General features: G+C 65.2%; 20 protein-coding genes. 12 read left to right on the forward strand and 8 right to left on the reverse strand.

Annotated elements, in window-relative coordinates:
* Positions 1-7: 7 nt before the first annotated feature.
* The 3 genes from AC1DEL_RS00645 to AC1DEL_RS00655 form a co-directional block, all read right to left on the reverse strand.
* Positions 8-961 carry a GlxA family transcriptional regulator gene (locus AC1DEL_RS00645; RefSeq protein ID WP_092294090.1) on the reverse strand — a complete coding sequence of 318 codons (954 nt, stop codon included), beginning with the start codon at positions 959-961 and terminating at the stop codon, positions 8-10.
* 109 nt (positions 962-1,070) lie between these two features.
* Positions 1,071-1,967, reverse strand: a complete 897-nt coding sequence (locus AC1DEL_RS00650) for a LysR family transcriptional regulator (protein ID WP_092294088.1) — start codon at positions 1,965-1,967, stop codon at positions 1,071-1,073.
* Between the two features lie 150 nt (positions 1,968-2,117).
* Positions 2,118-2,507, reverse strand: coding sequence for a response regulator transcription factor (locus tag AC1DEL_RS00655; RefSeq protein ID WP_177219902.1), 390 nt, complete (start codon positions 2,505-2,507; stop codon positions 2,118-2,120).
* A 270-nt stretch (positions 2,508-2,777) separates the two neighbouring features.
* Between AC1DEL_RS00655 and AC1DEL_RS00660 the strand changes: the two genes are divergently transcribed.
* A complete protein-coding gene (locus tag AC1DEL_RS00660) occupies positions 2,778-4,058 on the forward strand; it encodes a sensor histidine kinase (protein ID WP_477125113.1) in 1,281 nt (426 codons plus the stop codon).
* Here AC1DEL_RS00660 and AC1DEL_RS00665 read toward each other — a convergent pair whose 3' ends face one another.
* Complete coding sequence (locus AC1DEL_RS00665; protein ID WP_092294082.1) at positions 4,059-4,700, reverse strand: response regulator transcription factor; 642 nt, start codon at positions 4,698-4,700, stop codon at positions 4,059-4,061.
* A 412-nt stretch (positions 4,701-5,112) separates the two neighbouring features.
* Between AC1DEL_RS00665 and AC1DEL_RS00670 the strand changes: the two genes are divergently transcribed.
* The 5 genes from AC1DEL_RS00670 to AC1DEL_RS00690 all read left to right on the forward strand — a co-directional run bounded on the left by AC1DEL_RS00670 (position 5,113) and on the right by AC1DEL_RS00690 (position 9,774).
* Entirely contained in the window at positions 5,113-5,976 is an 864-nt protein-coding gene (locus AC1DEL_RS00670; RefSeq protein ID WP_477125112.1) for an alpha/beta fold hydrolase, read from the forward strand.
* A 97-nt stretch (positions 5,977-6,073) separates the two neighbouring features.
* Positions 6,074-6,793, forward strand: coding sequence for a hypothetical protein (locus AC1DEL_RS00675; RefSeq protein WP_092294078.1), 720 nt, complete (start codon positions 6,074-6,076; stop codon positions 6,791-6,793).
* 10 nt (positions 6,794-6,803) lie between these two features.
* Positions 6,804-7,850, forward strand: coding sequence for an alcohol dehydrogenase catalytic domain-containing protein (locus AC1DEL_RS00680; protein WP_092294076.1), 1,047 nt, complete (start codon positions 6,804-6,806; stop codon positions 7,848-7,850).
* Between the two features lie 31 nt (positions 7,851-7,881).
* Positions 7,882-8,736, forward strand: coding sequence for an alpha/beta fold hydrolase (locus AC1DEL_RS00685; RefSeq protein WP_441591218.1), 855 nt, complete (start codon positions 7,882-7,884; stop codon positions 8,734-8,736).
* Positions 8,737-8,766: 30 nt separating this feature from the next.
* Positions 8,767-9,774: a zinc-binding alcohol dehydrogenase family protein gene (locus AC1DEL_RS00690; protein ID WP_477125111.1), complete on the forward strand. Its 1,008-nt coding sequence runs from the start codon at positions 8,767-8,769 to the stop codon at positions 9,772-9,774.
* A 68-nt stretch (positions 9,775-9,842) separates the two neighbouring features.
* On the opposite strand, the gene tehA is transcribed toward AC1DEL_RS00690, so the two are convergent.
* Complete coding sequence (gene tehA, locus AC1DEL_RS00695) at positions 9,843-10,832, reverse strand: dicarboxylate transporter/tellurite-resistance protein TehA (protein ID WP_477107368.1); 990 nt, start codon at positions 10,830-10,832, stop codon at positions 9,843-9,845.
* A 169-nt stretch (positions 10,833-11,001) separates the two neighbouring features.
* Entirely contained in the window at positions 11,002-11,892 is an 891-nt protein-coding gene (locus AC1DEL_RS00700; protein WP_477125110.1) for a LysR family transcriptional regulator, read from the reverse strand.
* A 105-nt stretch (positions 11,893-11,997) separates the two neighbouring features.
* On the opposite strand from AC1DEL_RS00700, the gene AC1DEL_RS00705 reads away from it, so the two are divergent.
* The 6 genes from AC1DEL_RS00705 (at position 11,998) to AC1DEL_RS00730 (ending at position 18,819) form a co-directional block, all read left to right on the forward strand.
* Entirely contained in the window at positions 11,998-13,551 is a 1,554-nt protein-coding gene (locus AC1DEL_RS00705) for an AMP-binding protein (RefSeq protein WP_441591221.1), read from the forward strand.
* Positions 13,552-13,560: 9 nt separating this feature from the next.
* Complete coding sequence (locus AC1DEL_RS00710) at positions 13,561-14,736, forward strand: acyl-CoA dehydrogenase family protein (protein ID WP_092294064.1); 1,176 nt, start codon at positions 13,561-13,563, stop codon at positions 14,734-14,736.
* Between the two features lie 49 nt (positions 14,737-14,785).
* Positions 14,786-15,784 (forward strand): tripartite tricarboxylate transporter substrate-binding protein, encoded by a 999-nt coding sequence (locus tag AC1DEL_RS00715; RefSeq protein WP_092294062.1) that lies wholly within the window; start codon positions 14,786-14,788, stop codon positions 15,782-15,784.
* A gap of 109 nt (positions 15,785-15,893) precedes the next feature.
* Positions 15,894-16,505, forward strand: a complete 612-nt coding sequence (locus AC1DEL_RS00720) for a TetR/AcrR family transcriptional regulator (protein ID WP_092294060.1) — start codon at positions 15,894-15,896, stop codon at positions 16,503-16,505.
* Positions 16,506-16,651: 146 nt separating this feature from the next.
* Positions 16,652-17,620 (forward strand): Bug family tripartite tricarboxylate transporter substrate binding protein, encoded by a 969-nt coding sequence (locus AC1DEL_RS00725; protein ID WP_092294058.1) that lies wholly within the window; start codon positions 16,652-16,654, stop codon positions 17,618-17,620.
* Positions 17,621-17,628: 8 nt separating this feature from the next.
* The gene (locus AC1DEL_RS00730; protein ID WP_477125109.1) at positions 17,629-18,819 is read left to right on the forward strand and encodes a M24 family metallopeptidase; all 1,191 of its coding nucleotides are present in this window, start codon (positions 17,629-17,631) and stop codon (positions 18,817-18,819) included.
* A 15-nt stretch (positions 18,820-18,834) separates the two neighbouring features.
* Here AC1DEL_RS00730 and ggt read toward each other — a convergent pair whose 3' ends face one another.
* Positions 18,835-20,460 carry a gamma-glutamyltransferase gene (gene ggt, locus AC1DEL_RS00735; RefSeq protein WP_441591225.1) on the reverse strand — a complete coding sequence of 542 codons (1,626 nt, stop codon included), beginning with the start codon at positions 20,458-20,460 and terminating at the stop codon, positions 18,835-18,837.
* 2 nt (positions 20,461-20,462) lie between these two features.
* On the reverse strand, positions 20,463-21,446 hold the full coding sequence (locus tag AC1DEL_RS00740) for a tripartite tricarboxylate transporter substrate binding protein (protein WP_477125108.1): 984 nt from the start codon (positions 21,444-21,446) through the stop codon (positions 20,463-20,465).
* Positions 21,447-21,551: the final 105 nt, after the last annotated feature.

The raw sequence follows: 21,551 nt of genomic DNA on the forward strand, positions 1-21,551 counted from the left end.
ACGCTCGCTAGGCGGCGATCAGCGTCCTGGCATCCCTGCGCAATTCTTGCGGGCTTGCGCCATAGGTGCGAACAAAGACCTCTCGCAGATGATTGCGATCGCGGAAGCCGGTTTCCCGCGCGATCACTTCCAGGGAATGGCGCCCGCGCTCGATCATGGTGCGTGCCGTTTCGATGCGAAGCTGCTGAACCGCTTTCGCCGGGGAGTGGCCCGTCTCGGACTGGAAGATGCGTTGGAACTGCCGGGTGCTGAGATGTGCGGCCCGCGCCAGTTCATCGATGCGTAACGGCCGCGACAGGTTCTGGCGCGCATATTCGAGCGCCGTCTGGATGCGGTCGGATTTGGGGGCGAGCTTGAGCAGCTCGGACTGCTGGGGCTGGCCGCCCGCGCGCCGCTGGTTCATCACCATGACGCGAGCGACTTTGGTGGCCACCTCGCTGCCCAGGTCCTTCTCGACCAGCCCGAGGGCCAGGTCCATCGCTGCCGTCAGGCCGGCGGACGTCCAGATGGCGCCATCCGCCACGAAGATATGGTCAGGCTCGATACGCGCAGCAGGGCAGCGCGCCTGCAGCGCCTCGGCGAACGCCCAGTGTGTGGTCGCCCGCTTGCCGTCGAGCAGGCCGGCATCTGCCAGCACGAAGGCCCCAGTGCAGAGGCCCGCCGTGCGGCGCGACTGCTCCGACGCCGTCCGCACGAAATCCAGTTCCTGGGCGGTGCTGGTGCGTTGGGTCGGATCGACGATGCCGCTGATCATCCAGGTGTCGGCCTCGGTGCTCGCATGCACGGGTGTCGTCTTGACGGAAACGCCGAGGGACGCTTGCACCTCGCCGCCATCCAGAGAGTAGTTCGTCACGCTGTAGACACGCTCACGCGCCACGACGTTGGCGAACTCGAACACCGATTGGGTGCCGATGGCCATGACCTGGAAGCCATCTGTCAGGAAGTAGCCGATCCGATGCATCCTTTCCACCCCTACCGCTGCCTGAAAACCCGGATTATAGATGTCAAGCGAAATGTACGTGCGGCATCGTGGAGACTGGGAATGGTGCCAGGCGATCCTGACCGCCGGCTCAATGCTCGGCTTCGAGCGCGGCGGACAGCCAGTCGACGAACACGCGCAGCGACATGGATTCCCGCGTTCGGCACGAGTGGACGGCGTGAATCGGGAGGACGCCGGGTCGGCAATCGGCGAGAACTTCCTCGAGCCGGCCGCTGGCCAGATAGGGTCGTGCCACCGCATCCCAGACCTGAATGACGCCACCATGCTGGAGACCGTAGTGCAACAGCAGGTCCATGTCGTCGAAGGCGATGGACTCCGGCACAGGATGCCGCGTGTGGCGGCCGCCAAGCTCGAACGCGAACTCCCAAGGGCGGCCGGCACCGTGCTGTGCGGCGTGAGCCGTGCGATGCCCCGCCAGGTCTTCTACCTTGGCAGGACATCCATGCCGCGACAGATAGAGCCGGCTTGCCACGGTGATCAGGCGGTAGCTCCCTATCCGGCGGCTGAAACTGTAGGAATCCTCGAGTTCGCCCAGCCTGATCGCGCAGTCCATGCCATCGCGGATCAGGTTCGAGGCGTGCCGCGGTGTCGAGATCTGCAGGCTGACGTCCGGATACTCATGCCGGAATTGGGTCAGGTGCGGCATCAGCTGGCGTGCGATATCGCCCGGCAGCTCCACACGCAGCTTGCCGCTCGCTTTGCCCGCGCTGGACCCGATCACGGATTTCACGTCGGTGATGGCGAGGAGTATCTTGAGGCAGTGTTCGTAGAAGGTCATGCCGGCCGGGGTGGGTCGAACCTGGCGCGTCGTCCGGTGCAGCAGCTTCACTTGCAGATGGACTTCGAGCTGCTGGATCAGCAAGCTCGCCGAGGCCTTCGGTATGCCGAGAAGACTCGACGCACGCGTGAAATTCTCGCACTCGACGATCCGCGCAAATACCTCCATCGCTTGCAGCATGCGTTCCATGGCCGGTTTCCCCTGTGCATCAGCTCGATTGGTGATGCCGTCGAGTGTAGGGACGGCAGCACGCCCGCAATAGTCGCGATTGGCGCATGGTGGGCGACACGTTCGTATAACCGTGCGCAACGTGGCGGCACGGGCCGGGCGCGTGTCGCGTCAGGGTATCGAACCCAGGATGCGTGACATCCAGTCGACCAGCTCATCAGGATCCACCGGCTTGTCGAGCATGCATGCCGCACCGAGCTGCATGGCCTCGGAACGGTTTCGAGGCGTGCCATGGGCGGTGACGAAGATGCACGGTGTTGCGTGCCCCGCATGACGGAACCGTCGCAGCAGTTCGAGGCCGGAGATACCTTCCAGCGCGATATCGCAGATCAGGCAGTCGTAGGCGGTGCTGCTCGGATGGGCGATGAAGCTTTCGGCACACGAGAAAAAGGAGACGCCCCAACCCAGCGCGCGGATCAGCGCGCCGGTGGAACTCCGGACGGACGGTTCATCATCGATGACACAGACAATCTTGGCAGGCACGGGCGTCAGGACTGACACGACATATCGGTAGCGCAACGCGGCGAAGGGTCTCTCGTCCGGACATTAGCGCAATCGCGGTGCCGGGGACACTTATACGGACGTATCGCGGCACGTACGCCATGGCACATCGGGTTTGTCCCGAAGAAGCCTCCGGCCTCGGGGCTGGTGGCGCCGTAGCTTCAAGGCCCACAGCGCGGCAGACTATACGTTCGTATAGATGCCGGTACATCCACGGTCCGGCATGATTGCCATGGCGCCCGCGTGGCCTGCCGCCCATATCCGTCTTCCATGATCCATCCCTGCCCCGAAGCTTCCACGCCCCAGATCGCAATCGACCCCGACGCCTGTCCACGCCTGGCATCGTGTAGCCATCCTGGGGATGAGACCTTTCGCTTCGCGCCGATTCCCATCCTGATCGAGGACTGGTCCGGGATCCGGCAATGGGTTGACGCGCGCAAGGCGGAGGGCGTGACGGATCTGGAGGCCTATCTGGACGCCAATCCGATGGCCATCCAGGAATTGCGCGATCGTCATCACGTTTTCGTGGACGCCAATGACGCCGCGCTGGCGTTGTTCGATGCGGACTCCCGGGCATCTTTCTTCGCGAAGGCCAGGGACCTGCTTCCCGCCAGCCGGCTTAGCAACTCGAAGGTACTCAAGGCGATGTTCGATGGCGCGACAGCCTGTCAGGGCGAGCGCACGCTGACGTCGCTGACCGGACGGACGATCCCCATCGTATGGCGCTGCTCGTTGCCGGCCCAGCCTGCCCGCTATGCGCGGCTGCAGTTCTTCGCGTTCGACATCTCCGAGTACCAGGAGAACATCAGCCGCCTGCAGTCGATGCGCGCCGAGATGGCACGCGCCGGACGCATTGCACTGATCGGACAATTGGCGGCGTCGATCACGCATGAGATCAGCCAGCCGCTGTCCGCGACCAGGACGTCGATCGAAGCCGCAGCCCGATGGCTGGAGCGCGACCAGCCGGAGATGGAGGAAGCCAAGTCATCCGTGCGCGACGCAGCGCGCTGGGCCCGCGACGCCACCGAGATCTGCCACAAGCTGCGCGGTTTCATGACACATACGCCGCCGCAGGCCAGGTTGCAGTCGGCGGCCGAAGTGGTGGCGTCGGCGATCTTCCTGATCACGCCTGAAGCGGAGGCGAAGGGCATCGTCGTGGAAACTGACGTGGATGCCGGCCTGCGAGTGTTCGTGGACCGTCTGCAGCTGCAGCAAGTCCTGGGCAACCTGCTACTGAACGGTATCCACGCCATCGAAGCGAGAACGAATGCGCCGGTACGCCGTCTCGCCGTGCAGGCGGAGCCGGAAGGCGAGGACAGCATTCGGTTCAAGGTGGCCGATTCCGGGCCGGGTATCGACGCTGAAGCGTTCCAGAGGCTGTTCCAGCCCTTCGCGACGTCCAAGGCCGAAGGCATGGGCCTGGGCCTGTCCATCTCGAAGTCGATCATCGAGGCCCACGGCGGCCGCATCTGGGCCGAGTCGATGGGAGGCGAGGGCGCGACGCTCTGCTTTACGCTGCCGGGCGTGCAAGGACAGGCGCGGCGGCCCTGATCAGCGCCACATCGGCTCGATGCCAAGCATCTGCGCCTTGCGCACGATGTCGGCGACGGAGTTCGATTTCATTTTCCGCATGGCAGTGCCACGATGCACCTTGACAGTGACTTCGCTGATGCCGATGCCGGCAGCGATCTGCTTGTTCAGCGCGCCGCCTACCACGTAGGCCAGCACCTCGCGCTCGCGCGCGGTCAGCGAGTCATAGAGCTGCGCCAGCTTGTTGCGCGCGTGATCCGCATCGAGCAGGGTCTTGTCCAATGCCAGGGCGGCCGTCACGGCGTCGATGACATCCTGCTCTGCCAATGGCTTGAGAAGAAAGTCCGCAGCTCCGGCCTTCATCGCCTTGATGCAGATGCTCACGTCGGCATATCCCGTCATGAAGATGATCGGCATCCGGTGGTTCGCCTTCTCCTGCTGCTGAAAGAACAATCCGCTCTCTCCACGCAGGCGAACATCGAGTAGCAGGCAGCCCGGTACGTTCGCGCTCGCCGATGCCTTGAACGCCGCCGTCCCTTCGAAGCTGCGGACGGTGAATCCCACGGAACGCAGGAGGTTGGTCAATGACGAGCGGGTCGATTCCTCGTCGTCGACGATGTAGACGACTGACGTCGCGTCCTGTGTCTTGGCATCCATGGACATGCTTCACTTCACGGGTTTAAAAAACGCACCAACCGCGATGACAGCGTTGTGTTTCTGTCTTCAAGGTCGCGGCGATTGTCGCATATCCCCCCTGTGCGAAGTGAACGTGTCATGCCCCGGAAACGTGCGGGAAACTGGCGTCAGCGCGGCATTGGAGACCCATTGTTCGGCCCGCACGGATGTACTGTTCAGGCGTCCACGCTTTATCCGGTCTGGCTTTGCGGCTAGTTTTGATGCTGGCGCGGCGCGCATCGAAAGCGCCACGATTGGGAGGGCGCGGCACGGCATTCAGGGTCCGCATGTCCGAAAACCTCACGATAAATGTCGTTTGAGATTTTCTGCGGAGCGGGAATCATGAAGGCCTGGCATCCGTGCCTCACAGTGCATCGATGGTCATGCAAGGTTGGACTCAATGAATGCTTCAACGGCCGAAGTCTCGGCAAGCCTCACCGCGAAAACCCGGTTCGCCGACGTGCCGGGACGGCGCCTCGCCTATCGCACCTTCGGGCGTGGAAAGCCGGTCGTGCTCTGCGTGCGGTTCCGGGGCACCATGGACGCCTGGGATCCTCTCTTCCTCGATTCCCTGGCCAGCCAGGGCTTCCAGGTGACCGTGTTCGACTACAGCGGCATGGGGCAGTCCACCGGTGAGCCGACTTATCAGCCTGCGTCGCTGGCCCGTGATGCGATCGACCTGATCGTCGCGCTAGACCTCGGCAAGGTCATCATCGGCGGTTGGTCGGTCGGCGGTATTGCTGCCCAACTCGTGATGACACTGGCGCCTCAGCTCGTCAGCCACGCCGTGCTGCTCGCCACGACACCGCCGGGCGAGCTGGCCAAACCGGGCGAGGCGCTGTTCTATACGCTGGCCAAGCGCGAGAACGACTTCGACGATTTCGTCAGCCTGTTCTTCGAGCCGGCCTCTCCGGAGAGCCGGGAGGCGGCCAGGCAATCCGCAGAGCGGCTCGCCGCGCGCAAAGCCGACGTGAGCCCCGAGGTGCCATGGCAATGGGCCGGCGCCCAACTTGGCGATGGGCCGCGGAACCCCGCCTTCCCGGTCGAAGCCGTGCTTCACGCGCTCAAGTCCACGCACATTCCGGTGCTGCATGTGGGCGGCGATCACGACATCGTCTTCCCGGTCGAGAACTGGTATGCGCTGAACAACCAGTTGCCGACCCTCCACCTGGTGACGTTCCCGCGCGCCGGGCACGGTCCCCACCTCCAGTTTCCTGTTGCGGCTGCTCGGCACGTGGCCGCTTTCATCGATACCCACGCTTAGCGGATACCGACCGGCACACGGCGCGCCGGTCGCACCATTTCCCCACCTTCGCGCGTCAGCGTCGAGGTGGATCGTTTCGTCTTCAGAAAGGTAAAGCATGTCTGATTTGATCAGTTTCGCCATCGAGGCCGCGGGTGGCCTCGAACGCTTCCAGGGTTTCCAGCGCGTGTCGGCGCGCCTGCACCACACGGGTGTCCTGTGGACGCTGAAGCAACGTGAAGGGGTCTTGACGGATTCACGCGTGACCGTCGACCTTCACGCACAACGGGTGTCGCACGAACCCTTCGCACCGACCACGAACCACTCGGTCTTCACGCCGGCGCGCGTGGAGATCCTGCAACCGGACGGTACGCCGGTCGAGACCCTCTCGAACCCCCGTGCCTCATTCGCCGGCTTCGAGCTTGAGACCCCCTGGTCGAATGCCCAACTGGCGTACTTCGCTGGCTACACGATGTGGACGTATCTGACGTCGCCATTCGTGCTGCGCCACCCCGGCGTGCGTGCCACCGAGATCGAGCCGTGGGTGGTGGACGGCCTCTCCTGGCGGCGTCTGCGTGTGACCTTCCCCGATGCCGTGGCCACGCATAGCGCGGAGCAGACCTACTACTTCGACGCGGACGGCCTGCTGCGCCGTCATGACTACGAGGTGGACATCCAGGGCCGTAACGCCGCCGCCCGCTACCTTTCCGACTATGTCGAGGTGCAGGGCATTCGCATGCCGACGCGCATGCGCATCTACCCGCGCACGCCCGAGAACCTGGCGATGGCGGAGCCGCTGATCGTGGGCGTGGATCTGTCGGACTTCCGCTTCGAGTGAGGGCGCAACCATGACTGCAACGCAAACCTATCGCGCCGCCGTAGTGGTGGCGCCTGGCAAGCTGGCGCTGATCGATCGCCCGGTGACCGAGCCTGGACACGGACAGGTCCGTATCCGCGTGGAAGCGTGCGGCGTCTGCCACTCGGACAGCGCCACGGTGGGGCGCGCTCCCGCCGACCCGGAGCGGCCCATGGTGCCCGGCCACGAGGTCGTGGGCCGGATCGAGGCACTGGGCCATGGTGTCGATGGTTGGCGCATCGGCCAGCGCGTGGGCGTAGGCTTCCTGGCCGGCGAAGACCGTAGCTGCCCGTCATGCCGGCAGGGCGATATCGTCAACTGCGAGAGCCCGGTCATTACGGGCATGACGACGGATGGCGGCTACGCCGAACGGATGCTCGCCGAAGCGCGCGGGCTGGTACGTGTGCCGGAAGAACTCGACGCTGCCGAGGCGGCTCCGCTGCTGTGCGCCGGCCTGACCACCTTCAACGCCTTGCGTAACGCCAATGCGCGGGCCGGCGACGTGGTGGCGGTCCATGGACTGGGCGGCCTTGGCCATCTCGCGGTGCAGTTCGCGCGCAAGATGGGCTTCCATACCGTGGCGATTGCGCGTGGCGCCGACAAGGCGGAACTGGCGGCCGAGCTGGGCGCCCATCGCTATATCGACTCAGAAAGCGAAGACGCTGTGGCCGTGCTGCGCAGTCTCGGCGGGGCCAAGGTGGTGTTGGGAACGGCACCTACGGGCGCCGGCATGTCGGCGCTCGTTCCCGGCCTGGCGGCGCGCGGACGGCTGGTCGTCGTGGCAGTCCCGGGCGACCCCATCTCGCTGACGGCAATGGACCTCGTGTTCGGCGCGCGTGCGGTGGTAGGCGCTCTCACGGGAACGGTCTTCGACAACGAGCAGACCCTGGCCTTTGCCAACTTGCAGGGCATCCGGCCCATGATCGAGACCTTCCCGTTGGAGCAGGCGCAGGCAGCCTACGACCGCATGATGCGTGCCGATGTCCGGTTCCGGGCGGTGCTGGTCATGCCCGCGTACGACGGCTCTGCGGCGGCATGACAACGATGGCTGAACAACACTGGACACCAGCATGACACCCGTAACCTCATCCAATGCCCCGACGCAGTATGCCGAAGCCGAGGGCGTCCGCTACGCCTATCGGCGCTTCGGCAACGCAAACGGCGGCTTCCCCCTGCTTTGCCTCCAGCATTTCACTGGCACGCTCGACAACTGGGACCCGGCGATCATCGACGCGCTGTCCGCGGACCGGGAGATCATCCTCTTCGAGAACGCGGGGGTGGGACGCTCCGGCGGTGCCGTGCCGGCCACCATCGAGGCCATGGCCCGGCATGTCCTGCGGTTCGCCGACGCCATCGCACTCCGCAAGTGCCACATCCTGGGTTACTCGCTCGGCGGCTTTCTCGCGCAGGATATCGCGATCGCCAGACCGGAACTGGTGGCGCGTGTGATCCTGTCGGGCAGTGCGCCGCAGGGCGGCGAGGGTGCCGGCATGGATCGTCCCGAACTGGTTGCGATCTACACGGATGGCGAGATGCCGATGCCGGAAAAACTCAAGCGCCTCTTCTTCCCGGCGACGCCCGCCGGCACCGCCGCTGCGCAAGCTTTCCTGGAGCGCCTTGCATCGCGAACCGGCGAGCCGGACCTGCCGGCCAGCACCGAGGTTGCGCCGGCGCAACTTGGCGCGATGATCGCCTGGGCCAACTGGGAGGGTGACGTCACCGGCAAGCTCGGCAAGATTTCGCATCCCGTGCTCGTGACCAATGGGGACAACGACACCATGATCCCTACGCGTAACAGCTTTGTGCTGGCGGAGGGTCTGCCAGATGCGACATTGATCGTCTATCCGAACGCCGGTCACGGGGCCCTCTTCCAGTATGCCCCCACCTACGTCGCGCACGTGCGCGAGTTCCTGCGCGGCGCGTAGCCTGTTCTACCTATCGAGGAGTCAAGCAGAATGAAAGCGATTGTTTACGACAAGGCCGGGCTACCCATCGAGGATCCGCGTGCCTTGTACGAGGTGGACCTCCCGCGGCCGGAACCGGATTCCCGTGATCTGCGGGTCCGGATCGAGGCGATTGCAGTGAATCCGGTGGACAGCAAGCTACGCCTCGGTGTGCAGCCGGGCGCGCCGCGCGTGTTGGGATGGGACGCCGTCGGCACGGTGGAGGCCGTTGGCGCTGCGGTGGAGTTCTTCAAGGTGGGCGACAAGGTCTGGTACGCCGGCGATATCACGCGCCAGGGCAGCTACGCCGAGTATGGCCTTGTCGACGAACGGATTGCGGGGCATCGGCCCACTTCGCTCGCGCCCGCCGAGGCCGCGGCGCTGCCGCTGACCAGCATTACGGCGTGGGAGCTGCTGTTCGATCGGCTGCGCATCCCCGAGGGTGGCGGCCAGGGACAGAGCCTGCTGGTGATCGGCGCGAGCGGTGGTGTCGGCTCGATCCTGATCCAGTTGGCGCGCAGGCTCACCGGCGTGACGGTCATTGGCACGGCTTCCCGGCCCGCGACCCGGAAGTGGGTGAGCGAGCGAGGCGCGCACCATGTGATCGACCACGGCCAGCCGCTGCAGCCGCAACTGGCGGCGTTGGGGCTGCCTCAGGTCGAGCATGTCATCAGCCTGACGCACACGGACAGCTACTACGCCCAGATCGTCGACCTGCTCAAGCCCCAGGGACAACTGGCGCTGATCGACGATCCCGCAACGCTGGACGCGATGCCGCTTAAGCGCAAGTCGATCTCGCTGCATTGGGAATTCATGTTCACGCGGTCGATGTACCGGGCCGCCGACATGATCGCGCAGCACAAGCTGCTCGGGCGCGTGGCGGCATTGCTCGATGAGGGTGTGCTGAAGACCACGGTTGGCGAGCACTACGGCGATATCACGGCCGAAAACCTCCGTCGTGCCCATGCAGCGCTGGAGAGCAACAAGACCGTCGGGAAGATAGTCCTCGAGCGTAGCTAGCCGAGGCAAGGCAGGCGCAACGCCCAGAACCGCGTTTGCGGTCCTGGGCGCGCTTTCGTGACTGCCGGTTAAGTGGTGCGACGGAACAGACGACCTTGCAGCAACAGGCGCAGTGTCATCAGGAACAGCGCGCCGACAAAGAGATTGACGAAGACGAACAGGGGCAATGCGAGGTTCGCGAATAGAGAAGCAGGTGCGATGGTCGCGGCGCGCATGCAGGACAGCCCCAGCGCGGTGACCCCGAAGCTGAACGCCCAGAAGCCCGGTGTCGCGCCCGCCGCCGAAAACCAGGTTGCGAGCCGCGCCAGGAACAGTAGCTGCAGGACGCCATAACCGAACATTGCGTAGAAGGGCCAGTCCAGGCTGCCACCTGTGACGGCAAGGTATGCCACCGCGCCAACTACCGGTGGCGCCAACTGGATACCCAGTGTCGGTCGCACCGCAGTGGCCAGTTCGTCGCCAAGATGCAGTCGGTAGGTGAGGATCGACTCGATCGCGAGCCACGAGAACAGGCCGGCGCCGAAGAATAGCTTGGCGAGATCCATCCAGCCAAGCGAACTCATGGCCATCGCGGAGACAAAGTTGCCCGCCACGGTGGGTAGATACATCACCGCGGTGGTATCGCCGAGCTTGCGACCCCCTCGCATCATGCCGCCGCTGCGGAACGTCGAGAAGGCCAGTTGGGCAACCACGCCCACCACGATCAGGGCGCGCCCCAACGTTGGAACGTAACCGTGTAGCCAGACCGCAATCAGCAGCGTGGCCACCGGGATCAAGCCGATAAAGCAACAGGCGACGGGATGTCGTGCCTCCGCCAATGCTTCGCTACGATGCCCCACCCACTTGGCGGCGTACAAGAGCACGAGCACGGCCCAGATGAGCGTGGTGACCGCAAAGAGCGCGTCAGAAATCTCCGCGCTGACACCCCATAGCGTATGAGCGACCCGCCAACAGTTCGATAGGCCGGCCATGCCGAGCACAATGCCCATGGCAGAGGCCGGAACGGCGAACCCGGCACGCGTGGCGGCGACGGGGGCGGATATATTGCTGGGGGTCATGAGGTTCCTCCGGATGTCGAACAAAACGTGCGACTGATAGCCGGAATGTTAGACAGATGGAGGTCGGACGCCAATTCTCAGTCTGTATCCGCATCATTGTTCGAAGAGCCATCGACACCTATGCCAAAGCATAGGGGCGGAAGCGGCTGCCACTGGCCAGCGAATTCGCTCACACCGACTTCGCGGCGAGCAGATCCACCATCCGGTTCGCGAGCGGGGACAGGTAGGCGCCCGCCCGCGACAGCACGCCGACGCGGCGGCCCAGGTCGAGTGCATCGGCGCGCAGCGCGATCGGGTGCAGTCCGGCAATCCGGCTGTTGCCGTTGGCAGCGGCCATGCACAGGATGTCGGTGCCGCGCACGAGGTCGAACAGCGTGGCGCTGCCGAAATCCGTCTCCACACGCAGGATGGGCGGTGGCAGGCCAAGCTCGGCAAACGCGGCCTCGAGTTGTTGGCGAATCAATACGTGGGCGCTGGGCAGCATCCATTGCTGGCCGACCAGATCGGCCAGCGTGAGGTTGCGCCGCTGCTGCAGCGGATGGGCCTCATCGGCGACCACGGCGAGGCGGTCGGTGAACAGTTCCCGCATCTCTAGCGCCGGGTTGGGCTGGCGCGGCAGGGGAGCCAAGGCCAGGTCCAGTTCGCCGGTCTCCACCAGATCCATCAGTTCGCGCGCTACGCGCATCGTCAGCCGCAGCCTGGCTACCGGCCGCTCCCGGATCAACTGGCGGCACGCGCCGAGCACCAGCCCGGTTGGCATCGACGGCGAATAGCCCAGCCGCAGCAAGCCCAGTTCCCCCGTCTGGATGCCGCGCATCTCCTTGAGCGCGTCTTCGTATTCCAGCCGGATGCGGCGCGCCCGTTCCAGGAACACCGCTCCAGCCGGCGTCACCCGCATGCCGAGCGCCGTGCGCTCGAACAGCGACACGCCGAGTTGCGCTTCCACGCGCTGGATGGCCTTGGTCAGCGCGGGCTGGGTCATGCCCAGCGCGTCTGCCGCCCGCCCGATTCCGCCGTGCGTGCCCACTGCCAGCACGTAGTCCAGATCCCGCGTCTCCATATGGCATTCCTGATGGTTATGGCTTCATGCCACTTACCTCATTGTGGTGATGGGCCGCAGCTTACAGACTGGGGGCACAAAAACCAAGCCATCAAGGAGACACCCATGTCCTTCGCCTATTTCCTCAGGCGCGCGGCGCGTTACTGGGGCGATAACCCCGCTGTGCTGTACCGAGACCGCGTGCTGACCTATCGCCAGCTTGAAGACCGTTCGACCCGGCTGGCCAACGCGCTGCTGGCGCTGGGCCTGCGCAAGGGCGATCGCGTGGCGATTCAGTCACGCAACTGCCCCGAGATCGTCGAGATTGAATGCGCGCTGTACAAGGCTGGGCTCGTCAAGGCGGCGCTGAACCCGCGCTTCACCGCCGCCGAGGCTTCCGACGTGGTGGAGAACTGCACGCCGCGCGTGATGATCGTGGGGCCCGGATATACCGGCTACTCGCGGGATACCCAAGGCTTTGGCAGCGTGGAGCACTTCTTCGCCATCGAGACCGGGGCACCGGGCCATGGTGACTATGAGTCGCTCGTGGCCGGTGGCGGCATGGCAGCGATCGACTACACGCCGCACCCCGACGATCTGGCGGTGCTGCATTTCTCCTCGGGCTCCACGGGCAAGATCAAGGCGGCCATGCAGAGCTATGGCAACCGGCTGGCGGCGCTGCGCAAGATGATCCTGACCATGGACCGGCCCGCGCGCCCCGGCGACCGCCTCGCGCTGATCGGCCCAGTCACGCATGCCTCCGGCATGCTGATGCAGCCGTACCTGTTCCTCGGCGCCACGCTGGTGCTGTTCGAGAAGTTCGAGCCCGCGCATTTCCTGGCCGAGGTCGCGCGCCTGCAGTTGACCCATGTCTTCATGGTGCCGGCGATGATCAACATGTTGCTGGCCGAGCCGACGCTTGCCACTGCCGACCTGAGCAGCCTCAAGACGCTGGCCTATGGCGCCGCACCGATGGCGCCGGCGCGCATCCGCGAGGCGTGGCAGCGCATCGGCCCGGTGCTGTCGCAGGGCTATGGCGCGAGCGAATCGACGTCCGGCGTCACGCGGCTTTCCACGGTCGACCATGCACTGGCCATCGACGAATACCCCGAGCGGCTGGCGTCCTGCGGCCGCGCGCTGGGCGAGACCGAAGTCCGCGTGGTCAACGAGCGCGGCGAGGAGGTCAGCGGCGAAGAGATCGGCGAACTGGTGATTCGCGGCGCAGACGTGTTCCAGGGCTATTGGGGCGAGCCGGCGTTGACCAGCGAGGTGCTGGTCGATGGCTGGCTCCATACCGGCGATCTCGCCCGCGTGGATGCGGAGGGTTATATCTATCTCGTCGACCGCAAGAAGGACATGATCATCTCGGGCGGCTTCAACGTCTATCCGAACGAAGTGGAGGCCACGCTGTACCAGCACCCCGACGTGATGGAGGCGTGCGTGATCAGCGTGCCGGACGATACCTGGGGCGAAAGCGTCAAGGCTGTCGTGGCGTTGTGGCCGGGCCGGCAGGCCAGCGCGAACGAACTGATCGGCCATTGCCGCGCGCGCATTGCGGACTACAAGTCGCCGCGCTCGGTGGACTTCGTGGCGGAACTACCCAAGAACGCCAGCGGCAAGCTGGCCCGCAAGCTCGTGCGCGAGCAGTACTGGGCCGGCGGCGGCCGCCGCGTGAACTGAGGAGTGCTTATGTTCGACCATCTGACCAATCCGGTGCTGATCGATACGCGGGCCGCCGTGGCGCGCTTCATCGACGATGAACTGCGCCCGCTCGAACAGGAGCTCGGTCTGGGCACTGAAGACCCATGGCCGCGCGAGGTGCTGCGCAAGGTATGGCGCCGTTCGAGCGAACTGGGCCTCTACGCCGCCTGCCTGCCGGTAGAACTTGGCGGAAAGGGACTCAACATCCAGGAGCAGTGCGCGCTCAAGGCCGACCTTGCCGCCAGCGGCGCGGTACTGGCACCGCACGTGCTGGGCGATCTGGGTGGCCCGCCCCGCGTGGGCAATATGCTCAAGTACGCCACGCCAGACCAGGTGGCGCGCTACTTCCGCCCGGTGATCCGGGGCGAGAAGTCCACTTGCTTCGCGCTGACGGAACCCCATTCCGGATCTGACGCGCAGAGCATTCGGACCACCGCCGTGGCAGATGGCGACGATCTGGTCGTCAATGGCCAGAAGCACTACATCAGCGGGGCACCGTTCGCGGACTTCGCCATCGTGATGTGCGTGACCGATGCAGGCACCACGCCGCCCGCGATCACCGCAGTGCTGGTCGACCTTGACCTGCCCGGCGTCACCGTCGAACAGGCCTACGTGCCGATGTCCGGCCAGCATATCGATGCGGATATCCGTTTCGAGAACGTGCGTGTGCCGCGCGCCAACATCTTCGGCGGGGAAGGGCGGGGCTTCAAGCTCGGCATGTCGCGCATCAACGTGAACCGACTGCTGCATTGCCCCTCGATGCTCGGGCTGGCGACGCGCGCGTACCAGGCATCGGTCGAGTACGCGGGACAACGGCGGCAGTTTGGCGGTCCGATCGCGCGCTTCCAGGCCATCCAGCATATGCTGGCCGATATGGCGGCAGCGCTGTGGGCCTGCGAGAGCATGATTGCGCAGACGGCGATGCTGGCCGATGCTGGCGCCGACCTGCGCATGAAGGCCGCCGCCTGCAAGCTGTTCGTGTCCGAGCGCTGTTTCGAAGTGGCCGACAAGGCCGTGCAGATCCACGGTAACGTGGGCGTGACACGCGGACATCCCGTGGAGCAGACCTGGCGCAAGCTGCGCATGTTCCGCATCTTCACCGGCACCAGCGAGATCCAGCGCAACACGATTGCCAAGGCGATCCTCGATCCCGCTGCTGCCTGAACGCAGACCGGTGACGCGGCCCAGACCGCGCGCCTATCAGGAGACAACCATGAATCGTCGTCAATGGCTTGCCAGCGCAGGCGCCGCCGCCGGCGCCGCGGCGCTGGGCGGCACGTTTGGCCGCGTGGCGCTGGCCGCCGCACCGTATCCCAGCCGGCCCATCCGGCTCGTCGTGCCGTTTGTCGCGGGCACCGCGCCGGATTCCATCGCCCGAACCATCTCGGCCGAACTCGGGCCGGTGCTGGGGCAACCGCTGGTGGTGGAGAACGTCGGCGGGGCCGGCGGCATCATCGGCGCGCGCGCCTTGAAGCGGGCGGCTCCCGATGGCTACACGCTGGGCGTGCTGGCCAACCAGCACGTGATCAATGTGCACCTGTATCGCGAACCGCCCTACGATCCGTCGCGCGATTTCACGGCGATCTCGGCGCTGTCGGGCGGGCCCGTGGTGCTTGCCGTGCCGGCTTCGTCGCCCTACAAGTCGGCCCGCGAACTGATCGACGCGATGCGCAAGAGACCCGGCGCGCTGAACTATGGTTCGGGCGGCAAAGGCAGTGTGTCGCATCTGGCGGTGGAAACGCTGCTGCATGACACGCACACGGAAGCGGTGCACATCCCGTACAAGGGCGCCAACGAAATCCTCACCGCGATGATCAGCGGGCAGACGCAGTTCGGCATGCCTGTGCTCAGCACGGCCGCGCCGATGATCCGGCAGGGACAGGTGCGCGCGCTGGCGGTGTCCGCGGCGGCGCGTTCCATACATTTTCCGGAAGTGTCGACGCTGGCGGAATCGCTACCGCCCGGCTTCGTGCTCGACAACTGGAGTGGACTGTTCGCGCCAGCGGGCCTCCCTGCCCCGATCGCCAGGCGGCTGTTCGAGGCGGTAGCCGCCTTGCAAGCCAGCGGCAAGCTGGACGCCACGATGAAGGCCAATGGCGGGGAGATTCGCAAGAGCGCCTCGACTGCACAGTTCGCGGAGCTGGTTGCAGCGGAAACCTCACGCTACGGGGCGCTGGTGACGAAGATCGGGATGAAAGGCGAGGCTGGATAGCGATCAGCGTGGCGCTGCGGCCAGGCCGACGAATGAAGAGAGCGTTGCCGTCTTGTACTGCATGGTACATTTTGCACCCCGCGCCCTATTCCTGACTCCGAAGCCAAGGATGCCAAAAACCAAAGCCTCGCCGCCCGACCGCTCCGCTAGCGAGCAGGCCATTCAATTGCTCGATGCGGCAACCGTGCATGTTCTCGAGAACGGTCTTGGGGATCTGTCGTTGCGCAGTGTGGCGGATGCACTGGGAACCAGCCACCGGATGCTCATCTACTACTTTGGCTCCGCTGACGGCTTCTGGCAGGCACTGCTGTTCCGCGTGCGGCATGCCGAGCAGCAGGCACGTGAGCAATTGCACGTGGATGGACTGGATGCGGAAGCGACCCTGGTGGCGGCATGGGAGCGCTACTCCGCGTCGAGCTATCTGCCCATCATGCAGTTGCTGTTCGAAATCTACGGAAGAGCTATCCGGGATCGTGAACGCTTCAGCGGCTTTCTTGACGATGTCATTGGTAGCTGGACCGCCGTGATTGCCGAGCGCTTGCAGCAAGCCATGCACATCAGCGCGGAGGAAGCGCGGCTGTTCGCACGCGTCGAAGTGGCGACGATTCGCGGCCTGCTGCTGGACCTGATCACGACGGGCGACCGCAAGGGCACCACGGCCGCGCTCAAGTACTTCGCCAGCAAGATGACCTCGCCTGGAAAGTCGAAGAAGGGCGCGTAGCCCCGACCGACCCCCGAAGCACTCTCACCCGACACCGTCGTTGCGCGCTCGCGTAAACCCCAATTTCGTCCCATCGTGTACCACATGGTACATTTCGGTCATCGTCGCTAGCGGTAGCGACGAAACAGATGATTTCAGGGTGCGAGATGAACGTGCAAAAGTTATGGGGATGGACTGCTGCGGCGGTTGCGTCACTGGCGCTGTCGGCCACCGCCGGCGCGCAAGGTTTTCCGACCAAGCCCATCCGGTTGGTAGTGCCGCAGGCGGGTGGAACGGGCAACGATGTGTTGGCACGCGCACTGGCCGAGAAGCTCGGGCAGGCGTGGAAGCAGCCGGTTGTCGTGGAGAACAAGCCAGGCGCCAACGGCACGCTGGCCATCTCGTACGTACTGGGGCAGCCGGCCGATGGCCACACGCTGTTCTTTGCCGGCGTGTCCAACCTGGCCTTCAATCCCTTCCTCTATCCGAAGCTGCCGTACTCGCCGACCAAGGACCTGACTGGCGTGGCCATGCTCGCCAACTCGCCGTTCGTCTTCGTCGCGGCTCCATCCCTGCACGTGCAAACGTTCCAGGATTTCGTGCGCATGGCCAAGGCACGGCCCGGCGAGATCAGCTTTGCGTCCGGGGGCATCGGCAACTCCACGCACCTCGCCATGGAACTGGTGGCGGAGCGCACCGGCATCAAGATGCAGCACGTGCCCTTCAACGGGACGGGGGGATCGACCAGCCTGATGAATGGACAAACGCCCGTGATGATGAACGTCGTGGCGGGTGTGCAGCCGTTCATCGTGGGCAAGAAACTGCTGCCCTTGGCGGTCACCGGTGAGCGGCGCCTGACTGCGCTGCCGACGGTGCCTACGTTCAAGGAGCTGGGCTACGACGTCGAGGTGCCAGGCTGGTACGCGATCGTGGCGCGGGCCGGCACGCCGCCGGGGGTGGTCCAGCAGATCAACGCGGATATCAACCATGTTCTTGACGATCCGCAGTTCAAGGAAAAGCTGGGATTCCAGTTTCTGGATGCCATCAAGGGCCCGCCTTCGGAAGTCGAGCGCTATATGAAGCGCGATGCCGACGCGTGGGGCCCCACCATTCGCCGTCTCAACATCTCTCTCTAGGCCACGACATGCCTCATCTGACCAACGCTGTACACGAATACCGGCTGTCGGCCATGCGACGCCTGATGGACCGCTTGCGCGTGGATGCCCTGGTGTTCGGCACGCCTGACTTCTTCCAGTACGCAACGAATTTCCAGCTCGATGTCTGGCCATGGGAGCGGCCGGTGTTCGTTGTCGTGCCGCGCAACGGGGACACGTTCGCGGTAATGAACGAGCTCTCCACCAACCACATGCGCTTCGCCACGGAGAAGGGCACGGTCTGGCTGTCGGACGTGACCTACTATGCCGAGCACCCGCGTGTGACCAACCGTCTTGCCTTGCCGTCGCAACTGCCGGAGGTGGTAGCAGGCTTGTTGAGCCAGAAGGGGTTGGCGATGTCGCGCATCGCTGTGGACGTGCCGCATCCCATTCTGGCCGGGGCGCAGCGCCACCTTCCCGAGATGACGTTGCGACCGGCGCTTGCCGAGATGCGCAGTCTCCGGTGGGTCAAGCACGAAGAGGAACTCCAGAACATGCGGGCGTTGGCCGGCCTGACCGACTGGGTCCAGGATCGGTACCGGGAGAACATTCGCCCCGGCCGTCTGGTTCAGGAGCTGGACCACGCCATGGGGGCGCTGATGGTGGAAGAAGCGGCGAGGCGGTTCCCCGGCGAGGACTTCGAGATCCTGAAGTGCTGGACCCTCACCGGCGCTGCATCCGCTTCCCCGCACGGCGATGGCGCCTCTTGCGGCGCGCGCATTGCGAAGGGCGACACCATCGTCAACCTCGTACTCCCGAGGCTGAACGGGCTCTACGTCGAGAATGAACGTACGTGGTTCTGCGGCCAGCCGAGCGACGAGCAGGCGAAGTTCTATCGTGTAGCCGCGCAGGCGACGGACGCTGCGGTGGCCGCCGCCGTGGTCGGCCGGCGCGTCTGCGATATGGATGCCGCCGCGCAGGCCGTGATCGAAGCCGCGGGATGCGGGGAATTCGTCTTCCACAGGACCGGCCACGCGGTGGGCCTCATGCTGCATGAGTACCCCGAAGACATGGCATTCAACACGCGGGCACTGCTGGCCGGGGAGGTCTATTCGGCCGAGCCGGGCCTGTACGTCTACGGTCTCGGCGGCTTTCGTCTGGACGACACCGTCATTGTTGGCGATGCGCCTGAGGTGATCGTCCAGACGCCGAAGACGTTGGCGTACGCCACGGTTGGGTAGCGCGCCGCATCTGCCCTACATCAACGATTCCACCGAGTAGGCGACGCCATCGCGTCCGGGGTCGGCGCCGCCTTCCAGGCGGCCGTCGCTGAGTCGCACAGCGTGCACCCAGCCGATGGTGTAGTTGTAGGGATTTCGGATGACTTCGTAGCCGCGTTGCTCCAGTTGCCGAGCCACTGCCCGCGGTACCCGATTGCAGATGTCGATGGCGTTGCTGGTCGACGAGAACCGGGGCGCCGACACGGCCTCCTGCATCGTCATGCCGCGATCCACCACGTTCAGGATGGCTTGCAGCACGCCCATGGCGATCTGGGTGCCCCCGGGCGCGCCGAGCACGATCTCCGGCTTGCCATCCCGGAACACGATGGTCGGGCAAGACGACGTGAAGCGGCGCTTGCCCGGCGCGATGCTCCCAGCCCGACCGGGCCGGGGATCGAACACGCCCATGCAGCCGTTGTACATGAACCCCAGTCCGGGTGTGATCGCCCCGGCCGGCATGGCGAGCGAATGCGTCAGCGACACGCAGTTGCCGTCGCCATCGACCACCGAGAGATGCGTGGTGTCGCGCGGCACCGCATGGCCCGGATTGACGCGCGTCACTTCGACACGCTGCCCGCTACGCACCGCGTCGGCCGTTGCCGCCGCCCGCTCGGCCGACAGAAGATAGTCGAGCGGGACGTCGACATAGGCGGGGTCGCCGATATGGCGGTCCTTGTCGACGGTGGCCTGCTTCATGATCTCGCACAGAATCGTGATGTACTCGGGCGAGTTGTGCGGAATGGCCGCCAGGTCGAACTGTTCGAGCGCGTGCAGCATCTCCAGCAACATGGCGCCCCCGCCGGGGGGCTGGTTCGTCGCCACGACGCGGTCGCGGTATCGACCGAACAGCGGCTTTTGTCGGACCACCTGATAGTCATCGAGATCCGCTTTCGAAATCAGGCCGTCATGGCGCTGCATGTCTTCGACGATCGCAGCAGCAATTTCACCACGATAGAAATCGTCGGCACCGACGCGACCGATCCGCTCCAGCACGTTGGCCATGTCGGGATTGACGATGGGCGTGCCAACGGATTTGGGACTGCCATCCGCCTTGCAGTAGAGCGTACGGCCCGATGCGCTGAAGGCCAGCCGCTCCCGGTTGCTGGCGCGGCCCAAGGTGGCGTCGTCGTTCCAGAAGGCATACATGCCGGGGCGGACGAAGTAGCCGTGCCGCGCCCAGTCGACGGCCGGGGCGACTACTTCGGCCCACGGCAGGCGGCCGTGCGCGGCGTGCATCGCCTCGAGTCCGCGCAGCGTGCCCGGGGTGGCGACGGACTGATAGCCGATGTCGTTGAGGCGGTCCTTGATGAAGAAGCCGAAGCCGTCGCGGGCTTCGCCTTCGAGCAGGTCGGCCCACATGTCCGGTCGGGCATTGCCCGGCGCGGTCGCGTGGAAGTCGAAATACTCATGCACGTTGCTGCCGGGCAGGTAGACCGCTGCGGTGCCGAATCCGGCGATACCGCACATCAGCGGATCGACCACGGTCTGGGCGAGCGCGCACGCCACTGCGGCGTCGATGGCGTTACCACCGGCTTTCAGGATCTCCGCGCCCGATTCCGCAGCTTCCGGCTGCGGGCACACCACCATTCCACGCGTGCTCATGGTCAGTTCGCCTTGAAATCGACGTCGGACATCGCGCTCTGCAGCCGGGCGGTGTCGCGTTCGGTCAGTTGCATCAGCAGGTTCGACGATCCCGGCATCGGGATCACCTGCATCGTCTTCATCTTCTGAAGCACGGCGCTGTCGGTCAGGAATTTTTGCGAGGCGGCGTGCAGGCGGCGGATCGTTTCAGGCGGTGTGCCAGCCTTGGCAGCAATCCCCATCCAGCCGAGGTCGTCGAACCCCGTCAGGCCCAGCTCGGATGCGGTGGGCACGTTAGGCAGTTCGGGGACGCGTTTCGGCGAGAACAGCACCAAGGGAACCAGCTTGCCGGCCTGAATCTGCGGCGTGGCGGTGGCGACGGTGGGCGCCATGACCTGGGTCTGTCCGCTGACCGTCCCGACGATGGCATCGGGCTCGCCCTTGTAGGGCACATGGGTCATGCGGAGCTTCTGGTTCTTCTGGAACAACTCCACGATGACGTGCGTGGAATTGCCCTTGCCCGACGATGCGAAGTTGATCGCGTCGGGCTTGGCCTTCGCCATCGCCTCAAGGTCCTGCAGGGTGCGGATACCGGATTGCGGATTGGCGACCAGCACGAAAGGCGTGGTCGTCAGCACTGCAACCGGCGCGAAGTCGACTTCAGGCTTGTAGGCGAGCGGCGCGTAGGCGAACTTATTGAGCACCATCTGGGACACGCCGGCCAGGAAGAGCGTGCAGCCGTCGGCAGGTTGGCCGAGCACGTACTTCGCCGCGATGACGCCGCCAGCGCCAGCCTTGTTCTCGACGACGACCGTCGTGCCCAGTTCCCGCCGCGCGGTTTCGGCCCACATGCGTGCCAGCGTGTCGGTGCCACCACCGGCCTGCTGCGAGACCACCAGGCGGATCGGGCTGGTGTTACCGGCCTCCCCGCAGGCCCAGGCCGGCCCCGTGGCGCCCAGCGCCAGCGCGGCAGCCAGCATCGTCCCCCGAGTGGAGATTTTCCTCATGTCGTATCCTTATCTTCAGTCGTGTCGTGGTTGCAGTGCGGCCGCTGCTATCGCATTATTGCCGCGACTTCCCGGTCGTCGCCAATGAAAACTTACGAACCTACT

The organism is Cupriavidus sp. 10L43_2, from assembly GCF_056395265.1.

What these genes read in the sequence shown, in the direction of transcription:
- AC1DEL_RS00645 (WP_092294090.1), bottom strand. Translation starts at nt 961, where the DNA reads ATGCATCGGATCGGCTACTTCCTGACAGATGGCTTCCAGGTCATGGCC.
- AC1DEL_RS00650 (WP_092294088.1), bottom strand. Translation starts at nt 1,967, where the DNA reads ATGGAACGCATGCTGCAAGCGATGGAGGTATTTGCGCGGATCGTCGAG.
- AC1DEL_RS00660 (WP_477125113.1), top strand. Translation starts at nt 2,778, where the DNA reads ATGATCCATCCCTGCCCCGAAGCTTCCACGCCCCAGATCGCAATCGAC.
- AC1DEL_RS00665 (WP_092294082.1), bottom strand. Translation starts at nt 4,700, where the DNA reads ATGTCCATGGATGCCAAGACACAGGACGCGACGTCAGTCGTCTACATC.
- AC1DEL_RS00670 (WP_477125112.1), top strand. Translation starts at nt 5,113, where the DNA reads ATGAATGCTTCAACGGCCGAAGTCTCGGCAAGCCTCACCGCGAAAACC.
- AC1DEL_RS00675 (WP_092294078.1), top strand. Translation starts at nt 6,074, where the DNA reads ATGTCTGATTTGATCAGTTTCGCCATCGAGGCCGCGGGTGGCCTCGAA.
- AC1DEL_RS00680 (WP_092294076.1), top strand. Translation starts at nt 6,804, where the DNA reads ATGACTGCAACGCAAACCTATCGCGCCGCCGTAGTGGTGGCGCCTGGC.
- AC1DEL_RS00685 (WP_441591218.1), top strand. Translation starts at nt 7,882, where the DNA reads ATGACACCCGTAACCTCATCCAATGCCCCGACGCAGTATGCCGAAGCC.
- AC1DEL_RS00690 (WP_477125111.1), top strand. Translation starts at nt 8,767, where the DNA reads ATGAAAGCGATTGTTTACGACAAGGCCGGGCTACCCATCGAGGATCCG.
- tehA (WP_477107368.1), bottom strand. Translation starts at nt 10,832, where the DNA reads ATGACCCCCAGCAATATATCCGCCCCCGTCGCCGCCACGCGTGCCGGG.
- AC1DEL_RS00700 (WP_477125110.1), bottom strand. Translation starts at nt 11,892, where the DNA reads ATGGAGACGCGGGATCTGGACTACGTGCTGGCAGTGGGCACGCACGGC.
- AC1DEL_RS00705 (WP_441591221.1), top strand. Translation starts at nt 11,998, where the DNA reads ATGTCCTTCGCCTATTTCCTCAGGCGCGCGGCGCGTTACTGGGGCGAT.
- AC1DEL_RS00710 (WP_092294064.1), top strand. Translation starts at nt 13,561, where the DNA reads ATGTTCGACCATCTGACCAATCCGGTGCTGATCGATACGCGGGCCGCC.
- AC1DEL_RS00715 (WP_092294062.1), top strand. Translation starts at nt 14,786, where the DNA reads ATGAATCGTCGTCAATGGCTTGCCAGCGCAGGCGCCGCCGCCGGCGCC.
- AC1DEL_RS00720 (WP_092294060.1), top strand. Translation starts at nt 15,894, where the DNA reads ATGCCAAAAACCAAAGCCTCGCCGCCCGACCGCTCCGCTAGCGAGCAG.
- AC1DEL_RS00725 (WP_092294058.1), top strand. Translation starts at nt 16,652, where the DNA reads ATGAACGTGCAAAAGTTATGGGGATGGACTGCTGCGGCGGTTGCGTCA.
- AC1DEL_RS00730 (WP_477125109.1), top strand. Translation starts at nt 17,629, where the DNA reads ATGCCTCATCTGACCAACGCTGTACACGAATACCGGCTGTCGGCCATG.
- ggt (WP_441591225.1), bottom strand. Translation starts at nt 20,460, where the DNA reads ATGAGCACGCGTGGAATGGTGGTGTGCCCGCAGCCGGAAGCTGCGGAA.
- AC1DEL_RS00740 (WP_477125108.1), bottom strand. Translation starts at nt 21,446, where the DNA reads ATGAGGAAAATCTCCACTCGGGGGACGATGCTGGCTGCCGCGCTGGCG.